Origin of the sequence: Rhizobium sullae (assembly GCF_025200715.1) — a bacterium.
Lineage (GTDB): Bacteria > Pseudomonadota > Alphaproteobacteria > Rhizobiales > Rhizobiaceae > Rhizobium > Rhizobium sullae.
In genome coordinates this window covers 3,371,281-3,386,298 of record NZ_CP104143.1, presented here as the reverse complement: position 1 = coordinate 3,386,298, position 15,018 = coordinate 3,371,281, and the positions used below count along the sequence as shown (strand labels likewise).

Here is a 15,018-nt window from a genome sequence, read left to right as displayed (position 1 = left end):
CTCAATTCCGTCCAATCAAGTCCTACGACATATTCAATCGTTGGCAAAGACCAGAAGACGTGCTGTTGCCCAGCTGGGGCCGATGTGATTTCAATTGAACTCACAAGCAAAACAAGAACATGTGAGAAAGATGGAGAAAAAAAGGCGAACCCGAAGAACCGCACCATCCACCATTATTGTGCGTCCGGCGCCCGGCAGGCAGAGCCGTGCACTGGTTCAATGCGGTCCTCTCGTCGTTCCCGCTGCAATCGGCCGCTCCGGCCGCACCATCTTGAAGCGCGAGGGCGACGGTGCAACGCCGATTGCTTCGTTGAAGCTGCTTTACGGCTTCCGCCGCGGCGAGCATCCGAGCCGCCTCGAAACACCGCTCTCGATCCGCCGCATCCGGCAGGACATGCTCTGGTGCGACCAGCCCGGCGATCCGAACTACAATCGCCTCGTCAGGGCGCCGTTCCGTCCAAGCCACGAGGAGTTGAAGCGCAAGGATGGACTCTACGATATATGTGTCGTCACGGATTGGAATATCACATCCCGCACCCGCAATCGGGGATCGGCAATCTTCTTCCATCTCATCAGGCCGGGCTATGAGCCGACGGCCGGTTGCATCGCCGTCCATCCACGCGACATGCGCCGGCTTCTGCCGCATATGCGCAAGGGGACAACGATACGCGTTCTCTGAGGCGTCAGGGGTGATAATTCGTACGCCGTCTCCTATATCCGTTTGACCGGCACTCAGGCTGCCGGGAAATCCGCTTGCGGATTCAATTTTATCCCCCTCCAATTCTTCAAACTTCCGGAGATATATTGTGGCCAATCAACCCATCATCACTTTCCATGACGGACATTCCATTCCCCAGGTCGGCCTCGGCGTATGGCAGACGCCACAGGATATCGCGGCGCCGACGGTCCGCAAGGCCCTCGAAGCCGGCTACCGCCATATCGATACGGCTTCCGGCTACGACAACGAAGAGGGTGTCGGCGAGGGTGTGCGTTCCTCCGGCCTCGATCGTAAGGATGTTTTCATCACCACCAAGCTTCGCAACACGGATCAGGGTTACGACAGCACCATGCGCGCCTTCGAGGGCAGTCTGAAGAAGCTCGGCACAGAATATGTCGATCTTTACCTGATCCACTGGCCGTCGCCGCACCGCGGCCTCTATCGCGAAACCTGGAAGGCTTTCGTCAAGATCAGGGCAGAAGGCCGCGCTCGATCGATCGGCGTCTCCAACTTCTATCCGGATCATCTGGATCACATCATCGGCGATACCGGCGTGGTTCCGGTCATCAACCAGATCGAGCTGCACCCGGATTTTCAGCAGAAGGCCGCGCAGGACGCGCACCGGAAACTGAATATCGTCACTGAATCCTGGAGCCCGCTCGGTCAGGGCAAGTTCATTGCAAATCCGGTTGTCGGTGAGATCGCCAAGAAGCATGGTAAGACGCCGGCGCAGGTCATCATCCGCTGGCACATCGATACCGGTCTTGTCGTGATCCCCAAGTCGGTAACGCCGTCGCGTATCGAGGAAAACTTCCAGGTCTTCGATTTCAAGCTCGATGCCGAGGACATGGCGGCGATTGCCAAGCTCGACGACAGGAATGCCCGCATGGGGCCGGAACCCTATACGGCAACGTTCTGATCAAGAGACCTTCTATCTCCTCCTCTCCACCATTGCGGCGAGGAGGAGATGGTTGCTCACCTGAGTTCACGCGGCGTCACGAAGCGTTCGAGGCGTCCGCTTCCTGGCGATATATCCGCCCAACGGTTCGCCTCAAACGCAATGATTGCCAAGCCGGCAGTGGGGAATTTGTCCTTCAGGCGCGCGCAAGCGTCTGGATCGCCATTGCCGATGAGATTGTTCGCGAGGTCCTGAAAACCGGGATTGTGTCCGACGAGCATGACTGTCCGGGCCGACGATTCAATCTTCTGGAGGATGCCGGCAATCCGCCCCGCCGGGGCTTCGTATAAGTCCGGCACGTCGCGTTCAGCAATCGAAGCGGAAAGTTTTTTCGCGACACGCTTCCATGTTCCCTGCGCGCGCTGAGCGGTTGATACTAGGACGAGGTCGGGAAAGAGCTTTTCACGCGCCATATAGGCGCCGATCAAGGGTGCAGCCTTTCGCCCGCGCTTTGCTAGCGGACGGTCATGATCCGCGATATCGGCCGGCCAGGCGGATTTTGCGTGACGCAGAAGAAAAAGGCGAAGGTACTTCGGCGAAGGCTTGTTTGGCGCATTCATGCTGCTCACCTGAAAGGGCAGGAAACTATTGTCTCACCGAATGCGCATCTTGTCTTCTGGAGACGGCATGCCTCCCCTTCTAATCGAAGGGGAGGCAATGGTCGTCAGTTCCACTCGCGGATATCGACGAAATGGCCTGCGATCGCAGCGGCGGCGGCCATAGCCGGGGAGACGAGGTGCGTGCGGCCCTTGAAGCCCTGGCGGCCTTCGAAGTTGCGGTTGGACGTCGAGGCGCAGCGCTCGCCCGGCTTCAAGCGGTCGTCGTTCATGGCGAGGCACATGGAACAGCCGGGCTCGCGCCAGTCGAAGCCGGCCGCCTTGAAGATCTTGTCGAGGCCCTCGGCTTCCGCCTGTTCCTTCACGAGGCCCGAGCCGGGAACAATCATGGCGTTGACGGTCGAAGCAACGGTCTTGCCTTCAACGACCTTGGCAACGGCGCGCAAGTCTTCGATACGGCCGTTGGTGCAGGAGCCGATGAAGACGCGGTCGATGTTGATCTCGGTCATCGGCGTGCCTGGCTTCAGGCCCATGTAATCAAGCGCGCGCCACTTGGAGGCACGCTTCGTTTCGTCCCGGATCTCGTCCGGGTTAGGAACGACGCCCTGCACCGAGACGACATCCTCCGGCGAGGAGCCCCAGGAAACGATCGGCGGCAGCTCGGCAGCGTTGAGCTTCACGACGCGGTCGAAATGTGCGCCTTCGTCCGACTTCAGCGTCTTCCAGTAGGCAATCGCCTGTTCCAGCGCCTCGCCCTTCGGCGCACGCGGCTTGCCCTTGATATACTCGAAGGTCGTCTCGTCGGGCGCAATCAGGCCGGCGCGGGCGCCGCCTTCGATCGACATGTTGCAGATCGTCATGCGGCCTTCCATCGACAGTGCGCGGATCGCTTCGCCGGCATATTCGATGACGTAACCCGTACCGCCGGCGGTGCCGATTTCGCCGATGATGGCCAGCACGATGTCCTTGGCGGTGACGCCTGCCGGAAGCTGGCCATCGACCTGCACCAGCATGTTCTTCGCCTTCTTCTGGATCAGCGTCTGCGTCGCCAGGACGTGTTCGACTTCAGACGTACCGATGCCGTGGGCGAGCGAGCCGAAGGCGCCGTGGGTGGACGTGTGGCTATCGCCGCAAACGATCGTCATGCCCGGCAGGGTGAAGCCCTGTTCCGGCCCGATGATGTGCACGATGCCTTGGCGCTTGTCGTTCTCGGAGTAGTACTCGACCTTGAACTCGGCGGCGTTCTTGGCCAGCTGCTCGACCTGGATACGGCTTTCCTCGTTCTTGATGCCGAGATGGCGATCGGGCGAGGTCGGAACGTTGTGGTCGACGACGGCGAGCGTCTTTTCCGGGGCGCGAACCGTGCGGCCGGTCATGCGCAAGCCTTCGAACGCTTGCGGCGAGGTCACTTCGTGGACCAGATGGCGGTCGATGTAGAGAAGACAGGTGCCGTCTGCCTGTTCGTCGACCAGATGGTCGTCCCAGATTTTGTCGTAGAGGGTACGCGGTGCGCTCATGGCTTTTCAGTCCGTTTTGGATGCAATGGGAAGGAATTGGCGGCAAGGCCGGCCGGCCGTCATTCGATCAGCGAAGTCGGCTGCTGAGCGCGCCGGAGACGGTCGCAAAGAAACGTGCCGGCAGGCGATAATGATCCTGCAGCACGAAAACATGCGCGCCAATGCATCTGAACTTGGATTCCATGGGCCTGCATATAGCGATTTTTCTCGGAAACGGCAATTCGAATCATGCAGTGTTACCGGCTGTGAGCCTTGCGCATCCGCTGCTCGACCTGCCGCAGCGCGAGCGACAAGCCAATCGTCAGGATCAGATAGATATAGGTGACGATTGAATAGGTCTCAAAGAAGCGGAAGGAGCCGGAGGCATAGACCTTGCCCATTTGCGTGATGTCGGAAACTCCGAGCACGGAAACGAGGGAGCTGTCCTTCACCATCGAAACGAAGTCGTTGGAGAGCGGCGGAAAGATGACGCGGATCGCCTGCGGAAAGACGACCAGCCGGAAGCGGTGGTAGCGTGATAGGCCAAGCGCCTTGGCCGCTTCGATCTGCCCATGGTCGAGCGATTGAATTCCGGCGCGGAAAATCTCTGCGATAAAAGAGGAATATCCGATCATCAGAGCGATGATCGCACGCCACATCAACGAGAGGTCGCGTACCAGGATCGGTTCGGCCAATCCGGCTTTCACAAATGGCGTGATCAGGAAATTATACGCGGCGACAATGCCCGGAGCGCCGACAAAAGCCACATAAAAGAGCAGCACGAGCATTGGGATGCCACGGACGATCTCGATATAGAAGCGGGATACTTGGCGTAGCGCGACGCTATCCGAAAGCCCGAGAAGAGCGATGCCGAGGCCAAGCAATGTCGCCAGCGCAAAGGCGACCAGCGTCACGAAGACGGTGACCCATACCCCGTTGACGACGGTGCGGAACACCTGCGCATAGACGCCGTTGGTGACGATGACGATCGCAAGGATGGCGCCGATCGTGGCAAGGGCGACCAGCCACCAGGGATAGTCGCCCTTGAGAGTTCCGGCAGGAGAAGGCTGCAGTGCCATCAGCGGCTGACCTGCATCATTCGCCCATCTTGTAGTCGAGGAACCACTGCTTGTTCAGCGCGTCGAGCGTGCCGTCGACCTTCAATGCGGCGATCGCGGCGTTGACGGGGGCAACGAGATCGGAGCCCTTCGGGAAGATGAAGCCGAAATCCTCGGTGCCGAGCGGGCCGCCGATAACCTTGAGCGTGCTGCTCGAGGCATCGACATAGCCTTTCGCGGCAACGCTGTCGGTCAGCACGACATCGACGTCGCCGGCCTTCAGCGCCTGTACGGTGGCGCCGAAGGTTTCGAAGAGCTTGATGCGCGGGTTCTGCTCGTTGCCGTCAAGGATCTCATAGACGGCCGTGTAGAAAGGCGAGGTGCCCGGCTGCGCACCTACGAGGCCGTCCTTGAACTCACCGAAGGTCTTCGCGTCCGTGAAGCGGCTCTCATCGGCCCGGACCAGCATGAATTGCTGCGAGCGCATATAGGGATCAGAGAAATCTACTTTCTGCTTGCGGTCGTCCTTGATGGTGATGCCGGTCATGCCGATACTGTACTGATCGTCGGAGACGGCCTGGATCATCGCGTCCCAGCTCGTGTTCTGATACTCGACCTTGAAGTTCAGCCGCTTGGCGATCTCGTTCATCGCATCATATTCCCAGCCGACCTGCTTGCCGGATTTGGGATCGACGAATTGCAGCGGCGGGTAGGCATTCTCTGTGACGACGACCACCGTCTTGCCGCCAAGATCCGGCAAACTGGCACCAAGGGCCGCCAACGGCGAAAGAACGAGAGCGGCGAGGCTTGCAAGAATGGTGCGACGGATCGGCATCAGAAATCTCCAATCAATATGGCCAGGGGAAATTGTCATAGTTGCGAAGCGGATGGCAAGAGCATTGGCCCCGACGCCGCAGGCCGAAAACAGAAAAGGCGGCCCAAAGACCGCCTTTTCATACAGAGAATTTTGCGTTGGTAGAACTTATTCTGCCGTAGGCTCTGCAGCGGCTGCAGCTTCAGCTGCTGCCTTAGCTTCCGCGGCTTCAGCTGCTGCCTTGGCTTCCGCGGCTTCGGCTGCTGCCTTTTCGGCTGCGAGAGCCTGAGCTGCTGCAACCTTCTCGGCTTCGATGCGTGCCTTTTCCTCGGCAACAGCGGCGCGCTCGGCGTCGTTGAGCTTGCGGGCACGAACGCCGGTGTCTTCAACGATACGGGCGGACTTGCCGCGACGATCGCGCAGGTAATAGAGCTTGGCGCGACGGACCTTACCGCGGCGAACGACGTCGACGCTTTCGATCATCGGCGAGTAAACCGGGAATACGCGCTCGACGCCTTCGCCGTAGGAGATTTTGCGGACCGTGAAGTTCTCCTGCAGGCCACCGCCAGAGCGGGCGATGCAGACGCCTTCATAGGCCTGCACGCGCGTACGGGTGCCTTCTGTGACCTTGACGTTGACGCGGACGGTGTCGCCCGGGGAGAATTCCGGAAGCGTGCGCTTCGCTTCGATCTTGGCGGCCTGTTCGGCCTCGAGCTGCTGAATGATGTTCATCGTCTTAACCTTTATTTCTTCTGAAACAGCCAGAGCGCTCGATACATGATCCTTTGGACTCGCCTCGGGATTTTGCCCTTCGCGGGCGGGAGCGGATTCGCCATTCTTTGTTTACTGGCAGACGGGGATAACCCCATTTCCGCGTGCGCTACTACACGAAAGCCCGGGGCTTGTCATCCCTCGGACGGCATTTTTATGAGGCGGAGGCACCGATTCTCTGGCTTTCAGTCCTTCAGCAGGTCCGGCCGCCTTTCCTTTGTCAACGCAACCGCCTGTTCATGCCGCCATTTTTCGATGGCGCCGTGATTGCCGGAGGTGAGGATCGCTGGAATTTCGCGGCCCTCCCATTCCTGCGGCCGGGTATAGTGCGGGTGCTCCAGCAACCCGCCCTCGAAACTTTCATGCAGGCCCGAGAGATCATTGCCCATGACCCCCGGCAGTATGCGCACGATTGCGTCGAGAACGATCAGGGCCGCGGGTTCGCCTCCTGAAAGCACGTAATCGCCGATCGAAACCTCTTCGAGCTCCCGTGCATCGATCACCCGCTGATCGACACCTTCGAAGCGGCCGCAGATGATGATCACGCCGTCGCCCGAAGCAAGCTCGCGCACGCGTTCCTGCGTCAGCGGCTTGCCGCGCGGGCTCATCAATAGCCGCGGGCGAGTATCGTTTTCGGAGATGCTGTCGATCGCACATGCCAGCACGTCCGGCTTCAGCACCATGCCGGCGCCGCCGCCTGCGGGTGTGTCGTCGACGGTCCGATGTTTATCGGTCGCAAAATCCCGGATCTGCACGGCATCCAGCGACCATTGACCACGCTCCATCGCCTTGCCGGCGAGCGAACAGCTCAGATGCCCCGGAAACATTTCCGGGTAGAGTGTCAGGACGGTTGCCCGGAAACCCATGGCGTTACTTCTTTTTCTTCGGCTTGCCGGAGGCGAGCTTGGAGATTTCCTGCGGATCGTCGATAAGTCCTGCCGCTAGCGGGTCGATCAGGATCGTGCCGCCTTCGAGATCGATTTCGAGAACCGACGCTTCGGAGAAGGGAATGAGCACAGGTCGCTTGCCCGGCCCCTTGAGCTCCAGCAGGTCGCCTGCACCGAAGTCGAAAACGCCGGTAATGTTGCCGTAGCTGACGCCCTTTTCGTCCAGTGCCTCCAGCCCCTCGAGGTCGGCATAGAAGAATTCGTCTTCCTCCAGCTCGTCATCCGGCAGGTTGTCGCGCTCGATGTAAAGCTCCAGGCCGTTGAGCGCCTCGGCCGCATTGCGGTCGTTGATGCCGCGGAAGCGGACCACAACGACATTCTTCATCTCGCGGACCTCGAGGATCTCGAAGGTTCGTCCATCCATGCTGTGAAGATGACCATAGTCGCCGAGTGCCGTCGGGTCGGCCGTATAAGCCTTGGCGCGCACTTCCCCGCGGATGCCTTGCGCACCGCCGATCGTTGCCATCAATACGGGGTTTTCGAGCTTTGTCATGGGGCCCTTCATGTGAAGCCGGAAATCTGGCTTCTCATAAACGAAGTCCGCCGAAATGAAAACGAAAACGGGCGGCATGTTGCCATGCCGCCCGTCCAATCAGGATATGATCCCGGGATTATTCCGCGGAAGCGGCGGCTTCAGCTGCGTCGGCAGCCTTCTGAGCCTTTTCGGCGGTGCGCTCCTGAGCCTTCTTGCCCGGCTTTGCCTTTTCCGGGTTGTTCTTGGCTTCGCGCTTAGCAACGCCGGCTTCGTTGAGGAAGCGCAGAACGCGGTCGGTCGGCTGCGCGCCGTTATCGAGCCAGTGCTTGATGCGCTCGGCGTTCAATTCAACGCGCTTTGCGTCGTCCTTGGCAAGCATCGGGTTCCAGGAACCGAGCTTTTCGAGGAAGCGGCCGTCGCGCGGCGAGCGAGCGTCGGCAACGACAACGTGGTAGTACGGGCGCTTCTTGGAGCCACCGCGGGCGAGACGAATTTTCAGTGCCATGTCATTTACTCCTTAGGCTTTTCTTGACCGCTTCGTGAGGCGGTATCGGTTCATTTTGCTGCGGCGCCTTGTTCAGCGTGATCCGCAGCGATCTGCTCATGGTGCCGGATGACTTCTTTAATGACGAAGTTCAGGAACTTCTCGGCGAAATCCGGATCCAGATGTGCGTCTTCGGCAAGCTGCCGCAGACGGGCGATCTGGTATTCCTCGCGCGCCGGATCGGCCGGCGGCAACTTGTACTTGGCCTTCAGCACGCCGACCTCTTTGGTGCAGCGGAAACGTTCGGCCAGGATGTGAACGAGCGCGGCGTCGATATTGTCAATCGACTGGCGATAGCTCGAAAGCTGGGCTTTGACTTCTGGATCAATCATGGGCCAGGCGATCCTCTCACTTCTTCTTCGGCAGTCCGGGCAGACCCGGTAAGCTGCCACCGAGACCCGGCAGCTTTGCGCCGCCAAGACCCGGCAAACCGCCGCCCAAACCGGGCATGCTCCCGCCCGGCTTTCCAAGACCCGCCGCTTCGGCCTGCTTCTGAAGCGCCTCCAGCTGTTTCGGGTCGATATTCGAGAGATCGGGCATGCCGCCCATTCCACCCATCCCGCCAAGGCCCATCTTGCCGGCAAGACCGCCCATCAGCTGCTTCATCATGCCGCCTTTGCCCTTGCCGCCCATCATCTTCATCATGTCCGCCATCTGGCGGTGCATCTTGAGCAACTTGTTGATGTCGGAGGCTTCGGTGCCGGAACCGGCGGCGATGCGCTTCTTGCGGGAATGCTTGAGGATGTCCGGGTTGGCGCGCTCGGCCTTGGTCATCGAAGAGATGATCGCAAGCTGACGGCCGAAAAGGCCGTCGTTCAGGCCGGCGGACGCCATCTTGTCCTTCATGCCGCCCATGCCGGGCATCATGCTCATGATACCGCCCATGCCGCCCATCTTCTGCATCTGGCGCAGCTGGTCGGCGAGGTCGTTGAGGTCGAACTTGCCCTTGGCCATTTTGGCAGCCATCGCGGCTGCCTTTTCGGCATCGATATTTTCCGCCGCGCGCTCGACAAGCGAAACGATGTCGCCCATGCCGAGGATGCGGTCTGCGATGCGGCGGGGATGGAATTCTTCCAGCTCATTCATCCGCTCGCCGACGCCGATCAGCTTGATCGGCTTGCCGGTGACGGCACGCATCGAAAGAGCGGCACCGCCGCGGCCGTCGCCATCCATACGCGTCAGGACGAGGCCGGTGATGCCGACGCGCTCGTCGAAATTGCGGGCCAGGTTGACGGCGTCCTGACCGGTCAGCGAATCCGCGACAAGCAGGATTTCATGCGGGTTCGACTTCTTCTTGATATCGGCCATTTCGACCATCAAGGGTTCGTCGATATGCGTACGGCCGGCGGTATCGAGAATGACGACGTCGTGGCCGCCGAGCCTGGCTGCCTGAACGGCGCGCGCGGCGATATCGGTCGGCGACTGACCGGCGATGACCGGCAGCGTGTCGATGCTCGCCTGCGCTCCGAGTTGCCGAAGCTGCTCCTGCGCAGCCGGACGGCGCGTGTCGAGCGATGCCATCAGCACCTTCTTCTTCTCGCGCGTCGTAAGGCGAAGGGCGATCTTCGCCGTCGTCGTTGTCTTGCCGGAGCCTTGAAGGCCAACCATCATGATGACGACAGGGGCGGCAGCGTGCAGGTCGACACCGACGCCTTCGCCGCCCAGCATCTCGATCATTTCGTCATGAACGATCTTGACGACCATCTGGCCGGGCTTGATCGACTTCAGTATCTCGGCGCCGACGGCCTTTTCGCGCACGCGGTCGGTGAAGCCGCGCACGACGTCGAGTGCAACATCAGCTTCCAGCAACGCACGGCGAACCTCGCGCAGCGCTGCGGAAACATCGGCTTCCGAAAGCGCGCCACGGCCTGTCAGTCCATTCAGAATGGATCCAAGACGGTCCTGGAGGTTTTCAAACATAGGCTCTTCCTTGATACGTTTCGGGCGGGATTGGTATGCCCGGAAACGTCGTGCTTTTCCTTGACGAAAACAAGACGCAAAGCCAAAAAGCACCCGAGGGCGCATCGCGCTGTCGGGTGTGGACCTCCGGGATCTCTTTATACCTTTGCGGGTCCCGGTCGGCGGCTCGAGTCTTGAAGCTCGTCATAGAATGAGCGGGGGTAAATAGGAAAGCGCAGACAAAGTCAAGAGAATGCGGACAAATGACCGCATTGCGGGCTTCTGAGACCCTTCGGCGTGCCGCTTGCGTAATCTCACGTGACACGATCAAAGTGCCGCCGTGCAGGACATTCGCGAAGCGGTTATCGTCACGACTCCGACCGGAGGAGGTTACGGTGCGGCTTGAAGTTAGGCTGGCGATACTCCGGGTAGCTTTGAGTATCTTCAAAGATGCGTGGCGCTTTAATTCGCGTGCGATCCCGAACCGTGCGTATGGATGATAGACTCGGCCTCCTTGCCGTAGATCTCCTCAAAGTGGTCGAAGGTTTTGGAGAAGTACCCGATCCCCTGAGTGGCTGAGCGCAGTGCCCGAGCCAACTCGTCCAGCGCCCCACCGGGAACGAGTGCCCGGAAGACATCCCAGCCTTTGGCGCTCTCATCACGATCGAATCCAAGCACTTGGCCTTTGAGCGCCGAGATGATCGCCACCATGCTGCCGGAGAAGATGGAGGGTATGTGGATTTCGACGCGAACCACCGGCTGCATTAGCACGGCCGCTGCCTCTGACAGCGCCTGCCGCACGCCCATCCTTGCCGCTGCCCGGAAGGCGAAATCGGAGCTATCGACAGAGTGATACTGGCCGTCCGTGAGCGTCACATCGACATCGATCACCTGAAAACCGAGCGGGCCTTTCTCCATGGCTTCACGGGCGCCGGCCTCCACCGCCGGTATATAATTCCGTGGAACGGTGCCGCCCTTGACCGTCTCGCTGAAGGTGAAGCCTTGCCCGCGCGCGTTGGGCCGGACGCTCAATTGCACGTCCGCGAACTGACCTGCGCCGCCGGTTTGCTTGCGGTGACGGTAGTGGACGTTCGAGGGCTTCGAGATCGTTTCCCGATAGATCGGGTTCGGCGATCGATCGGTCACCTCGACGCGGAACACCTCCGACAGGGTCTTGCGCAGATCGCGCAGGTGAATCGGCCCTTGGGCGCAGATCAACTGCGCGCCCGTTCCTTCTTCCTGCATCACCTTCAGGCCGCGATCGGTCTCGGCCAGCTTCGCCAGCGTCGCCGAGAGTTTCGTCTCGTCGCGCTCTGTGCCCGGAACGAGGATGCGTTCGAGCATTGGCGTCGGCGGCGTCGTCCAAGCTGGCGGCGGCAACGCGTCGGCCGGTGTCAGCAGCGCAGGTGCGGGTAGGTGGTCTGACTTGACTGCGGCGAAAATCGTGCCGCGTGTCAGGTTGGGACGGCCGTTTCCTCCCTCCTGAAGCGAGCCGAGCCCCGAGCCGCCCAGCGCCGCGCCCTGCTTCAGTCCGTCGGCAAGCGCGCGGGCGAGAACTGTCTTCCCAACGCTCGGCCGATGGTAGGCGTGAAAGCTCACGGCAGCCAACGCCGTTTCATCTAGGCTGGCGGCCGCGGCCAGCCGCCTCTTCAGAGCTTCAACAGGCGGCGCTTCGTGGCGCAGCGCCTTCATCAGCCGCTTGATGCCATTGCTGTGGGAAGCTGCCCCGAAGAGCACGGGAATGACCCTGTTTTCCTTCAGGATCCGCGAAGCGATGGCAAAGAGTGCGTCGCTTGCCGGTTCGCGATCTTCGATCAGCTCCTCCAGAAGCCAGTCATCATAGTCGGAAAGATGCTCGAGCAATTCGGAGCGTGCCTCGTGCTCGCGCGCTGCAGCACTGTCGGGAAGTTCAACGAGGGCGGAAGGTTGACCTTCGCGATAGCGCCAGGCGCGCTCCGAAATCAGGTCGCAGCTGCCGACGACCGCATCTCCGTCGCGGATCGGTATCTGCCGTAGGACGAGGGGATGGCTGGAATAGTCCTGCAGGGCGGCGATGACATCGCGCAGGCGCCCTCGCGGCTCGTCCATGCGGTTCACGAAAAGAATGCAGGGTGTTCCCGAAGCTTCGATGACACGAAGATAGGGGGCTGCCAGCACGGCTTCGTCCGGTGACGGCGATACGCAGAGGATGCAGGCGTCGCTTGCCAGCAGCGAATCCTGGGCGAGCGCCAGCGCCTCGTTGGCGCCGGGTGTGTCCAGCGCACACCATCCCTCGCTTCCGAATTCGAATTCCGTCAGGCTTGATCCGTATGGAGAGACAGACTTTCTCGGTGTCCCTTCGAGCGAAGCCAGTTTTGCGACGAGCGTCGACTTTCCCGTCTGCGAGGGTCCAAGTACCGTGAAGCAGCGCATCGGCTATCCTCCCATTGCCAAGAACACGCATCCCATTGCCAAGAATGCCTTCAACCGATGAAAAGCGCTAGGCCATTGCGATTTTTCTCAAGGATGAGGCGGCACGATGGGCGTCCGCTTTGTCGGTGGCCACTGGTAATTCCCGCGCGTTTCGGCCATATACAGCCGAAATACACGGAATGATCCTATGAGCACAACGGTCGAATTCGCGAAGATGAACGGGCTTGGCAACAAGATCCTGGTCGTTGACATGCGCGGCCGTGCAGACAAGGTGACGTCGGCTGCGGCGGTTGCGCTGAATGCCCATCCGGATACGGCCTTCGACCAGATCATGGCGATCCATGACCCGAGAGCCCAAGGCACCGATGCCTGGATCGATATCCTGAACTGCGATGGATCGAAGGCGCAAGCCTGCGGCAACGGCACGCGTTGCGTGGTGCAGGCTCTTGCTGCGGAAACCGGCAAGAAGGTCTTCACCTTCCAGACGGTGGCAGGCATCCTCAATGCCGTCGAGCATGATGACGGCACGATCTCGGTCGACATGGGCAAGCCTGTTTTCGATTGGGACAAGATCCCGCTTGCGGAAGAATTCCACGATACGAGCCGCATCGAACTGCAGATCGGCCCGATCGACAGCCCGGTCCTGCATTCACCCTCCACCATGTCGATGGGCAATCCGCATGCCGTCTTCTGGGTCGACCGGGACGTGATGTCCTTTGATCTTGCCCGCTTCGGACCGTTGCTTGAAAACCATCCGATGTTTCCAGAGCGCGCCAATATCACGCTGGCACAAGTCACCTCGCCGGTATCGATCACGACGCGCACGTGGGAGCGCGGCGCGGGTTTGACGCTTGCCTGCGGTTCAGCTGCCTGCGCAACCGCGGTTTCCGCTGCCCGCACGGGCCGCACAGGCCGCAAGGTCGACATTCATGTCGCCAGCGCCAAGCCGCCCGGCGTATTGTCGATTGAATGGCGCGAGCGCGACGACCATGTGATCATGACCGGCCCAGCCGAATGGGAATGGTCCGGCACTGTCGATCCCGCCACGGGCTCATGGTCGCGCGATCAGGCGCAGGGGGCCGAGGCGCGGTGAGCGGCGTCGAGGTCATCACCTTCGGCTGCCGCCTCAATACCTATGAATCCGAAGTGATGCGGGCGGAGGCGGAAAAGGCCGGGCTCAACAATGCCATTCTAGTGAACACTTGCGCGGTCACAGGCGAGGCCGTGCGTCAGGCGCGGCAGGCCATCCGCCGCGTGCGCCGCGATAATCCACATGCCCGCATCATCGTGACGGGCTGCGCGGCCCAGACCGAAAAGCAGACATTTGCCGAAATGACCGAGGTCGACGCCGTCCTCGGCAATGAGGAGAAGCTGACGAGCACTTCCTACCGCGCGCTTCCCGATTTCGGCGTTTCGGCGGAAGAGAAGCTGCGCGTCAACGACATCATGAGTGTGCGCCAGACGGCGCCGCAGATGGTGAAGCACATCGACGGGCATGTGCGTGCTTTTATCCAGGTCCAGAACGGCTGCGACCATCGCTGCACTTTCTGCATCATTCCCTATGGCCGCGGTAATTCCCGTTCCGTGCCCATGGGTGCCGTCGTCGATCAGGCGCGCAACCTCGTTGAAAGTGGCTATCGCGAGATCGTGCTGACAGGCGTCGATGCCACCAGCTACGGCGCCGACCTCACGGGCGAACCGACGCTCGGGCTGCTCGCTAAGACGCTTCTGAAGCAGGTACCCGACATCCGCCGTCTGCGGCTGTCTTCGATCGACAGCATCGAGGCGGACAAGCATCTGTTCGATCTGATCGCCGACGAGCCGCGTTTCATGCCGCACCTGCATCTTTCGCTGCAGCATGGCGACGACATCATTCTGAAGCGCATGAAACGGCGCCATTCGCGCGCCGATGCGATGGGCTTCGTCGACCAGGTCCGCCGTCTGCGTCCGGAGATGAGCCTCGGCGCGGATATGATCGCCGGTTTCCCGACCGAGACCGAAGCGATGTTCGAAAATGCTGTCAGCCTGGCGGAAGAAGCGAAGATCGCTCATCTGCACGTCTTCCCTTACAGCCCTCGTCCAGGCACGCCGGCAGCCCGCATGCCGCAACTCGACCGAGCACTCGTCAAGGATCGCGCGGCACGGCTTCGCGCTACTGGACATCAGCTTCATCAGTCCCATCTGGATCAGATGGTTGGAACGCGACAATGGCTGCTGGTGGAAAACAACGGGCTGGCACATACCGAAAACTTCACGCTTGTCGCAGCTCCCGGTCTTCGCCCGGGTTCGTTCGTCGAGGCGACCATCACCGGCCACAACGGCAACATCTCGACATGCAATTGATAGCCGCCGACGCGGCCTGATTTCAC

15 protein-coding genes are annotated in these 15,018 nt (G+C 60.7%); 4 read left to right on the top strand and 11 right to left on the bottom strand.

Annotation, left to right across the window (positions count from 1 at the left end; all coding sequences use genetic code 11):
- Window positions 1-130 precede the first annotated feature (130 nt).
- Window positions 131-679 carry a L,D-transpeptidase family protein gene (locus N2599_RS16975; protein ID WP_027511782.1) on the top strand — a complete coding sequence of 183 codons (549 nt, stop codon included), beginning with the start codon at window positions 131-133 and terminating at the stop codon, window positions 677-679.
- 127 nt (window positions 680-806) lie between these two features.
- Window positions 807-1,637, top strand: coding sequence for an aldo/keto reductase (locus N2599_RS16970; protein WP_027511781.1), 831 nt, complete (start codon window positions 807-809; stop codon window positions 1,635-1,637).
- Between the two features lie 56 nt (window positions 1,638-1,693).
- Here the strand turns inward: N2599_RS16970 and N2599_RS16965 are convergent, their stop codons facing one another.
- The 11 genes from N2599_RS16965 to N2599_RS16915 form a co-directional block, all read right to left on the bottom strand.
- Window positions 1,694-2,236, bottom strand: coding sequence for a SixA phosphatase family protein (locus tag N2599_RS16965; protein ID WP_027511780.1), 543 nt, complete (start codon window positions 2,234-2,236; stop codon window positions 1,694-1,696).
- A 104-nt stretch (window positions 2,237-2,340) separates the two neighbouring features.
- Window positions 2,341-3,750, bottom strand: coding sequence for a 3-isopropylmalate dehydratase large subunit (gene leuC / locus N2599_RS16960; protein WP_027511779.1), 1,410 nt, complete (start codon window positions 3,748-3,750; stop codon window positions 2,341-2,343).
- A gap of 236 nt (window positions 3,751-3,986) precedes the next feature.
- Window positions 3,987-4,808 (bottom strand): amino acid ABC transporter permease, encoded by an 822-nt coding sequence (locus N2599_RS16955; RefSeq protein ID WP_027511778.1) that lies wholly within the window; start codon window positions 4,806-4,808, stop codon window positions 3,987-3,989.
- A gap of 16 nt (window positions 4,809-4,824) precedes the next feature.
- The gene (locus tag N2599_RS16950) at window positions 4,825-5,622 is read right to left on the bottom strand and encodes a transporter substrate-binding domain-containing protein (protein ID WP_027511777.1); all 798 of its coding nucleotides are present in this window, start codon (window positions 5,620-5,622) and stop codon (window positions 4,825-4,827) included.
- A gap of 147 nt (window positions 5,623-5,769) precedes the next feature.
- Complete coding sequence (gene rplS / locus N2599_RS16945; protein ID WP_027511776.1) at window positions 5,770-6,333, bottom strand: 50S ribosomal protein L19; 564 nt, start codon at window positions 6,331-6,333, stop codon at window positions 5,770-5,772.
- Window positions 6,334-6,557: 224 nt separating this feature from the next.
- The gene (gene trmD, locus N2599_RS16940) at window positions 6,558-7,238 is read right to left on the bottom strand and encodes a tRNA (guanosine(37)-N1)-methyltransferase TrmD (RefSeq protein WP_027511775.1); all 681 of its coding nucleotides are present in this window, start codon (window positions 7,236-7,238) and stop codon (window positions 6,558-6,560) included.
- 4 nt (window positions 7,239-7,242) lie between these two features.
- Window positions 7,243-7,812 carry a ribosome maturation factor RimM gene (gene rimM, locus N2599_RS16935; RefSeq protein WP_027511774.1) on the bottom strand — a complete coding sequence of 190 codons (570 nt, stop codon included), beginning with the start codon at window positions 7,810-7,812 and terminating at the stop codon, window positions 7,243-7,245.
- Window positions 7,813-7,930: 118 nt separating this feature from the next.
- Entirely contained in the window at window positions 7,931-8,299 is a 369-nt protein-coding gene (gene rpsP / locus N2599_RS16930) for a 30S ribosomal protein S16 (RefSeq protein WP_027511773.1), read from the bottom strand.
- Window positions 8,300-8,349: 50 nt separating this feature from the next.
- Window positions 8,350-8,670, bottom strand: a complete 321-nt coding sequence (locus N2599_RS16925; protein WP_027511772.1) for a chorismate mutase — start codon at window positions 8,668-8,670, stop codon at window positions 8,350-8,352.
- 16 nt (window positions 8,671-8,686) lie between these two features.
- Window positions 8,687-10,258, bottom strand: coding sequence for a signal recognition particle protein (gene ffh / locus N2599_RS16920; RefSeq protein ID WP_027511771.1), 1,572 nt, complete (start codon window positions 10,256-10,258; stop codon window positions 8,687-8,689).
- A gap of 441 nt (window positions 10,259-10,699) precedes the next feature.
- Complete coding sequence (locus tag N2599_RS16915; protein ID WP_027511770.1) at window positions 10,700-12,649, bottom strand: elongation factor G; 1,950 nt, start codon at window positions 12,647-12,649, stop codon at window positions 10,700-10,702.
- Between the two features lie 187 nt (window positions 12,650-12,836).
- On the opposite strand from N2599_RS16915, the gene dapF reads away from it, so the two are divergent.
- Both dapF and mtaB read left to right on the top strand, forming a co-directional pair.
- Window positions 12,837-13,742, top strand: a complete 906-nt coding sequence (gene dapF / locus N2599_RS16910) for a diaminopimelate epimerase (RefSeq protein ID WP_027511769.1) — start codon at window positions 12,837-12,839, stop codon at window positions 13,740-13,742.
- Window positions 13,739-14,992 (top strand): tRNA (N(6)-L-threonylcarbamoyladenosine(37)-C(2))-methylthiotransferase MtaB, encoded by a 1,254-nt coding sequence (gene mtaB, locus N2599_RS16905; protein WP_027511768.1) that lies wholly within the window; start codon window positions 13,739-13,741, stop codon window positions 14,990-14,992. The genes dapF and mtaB overlap by 4 nt, the downstream gene beginning before the upstream one ends.
- Window positions 14,993-15,018: the final 26 nt, after the last annotated feature.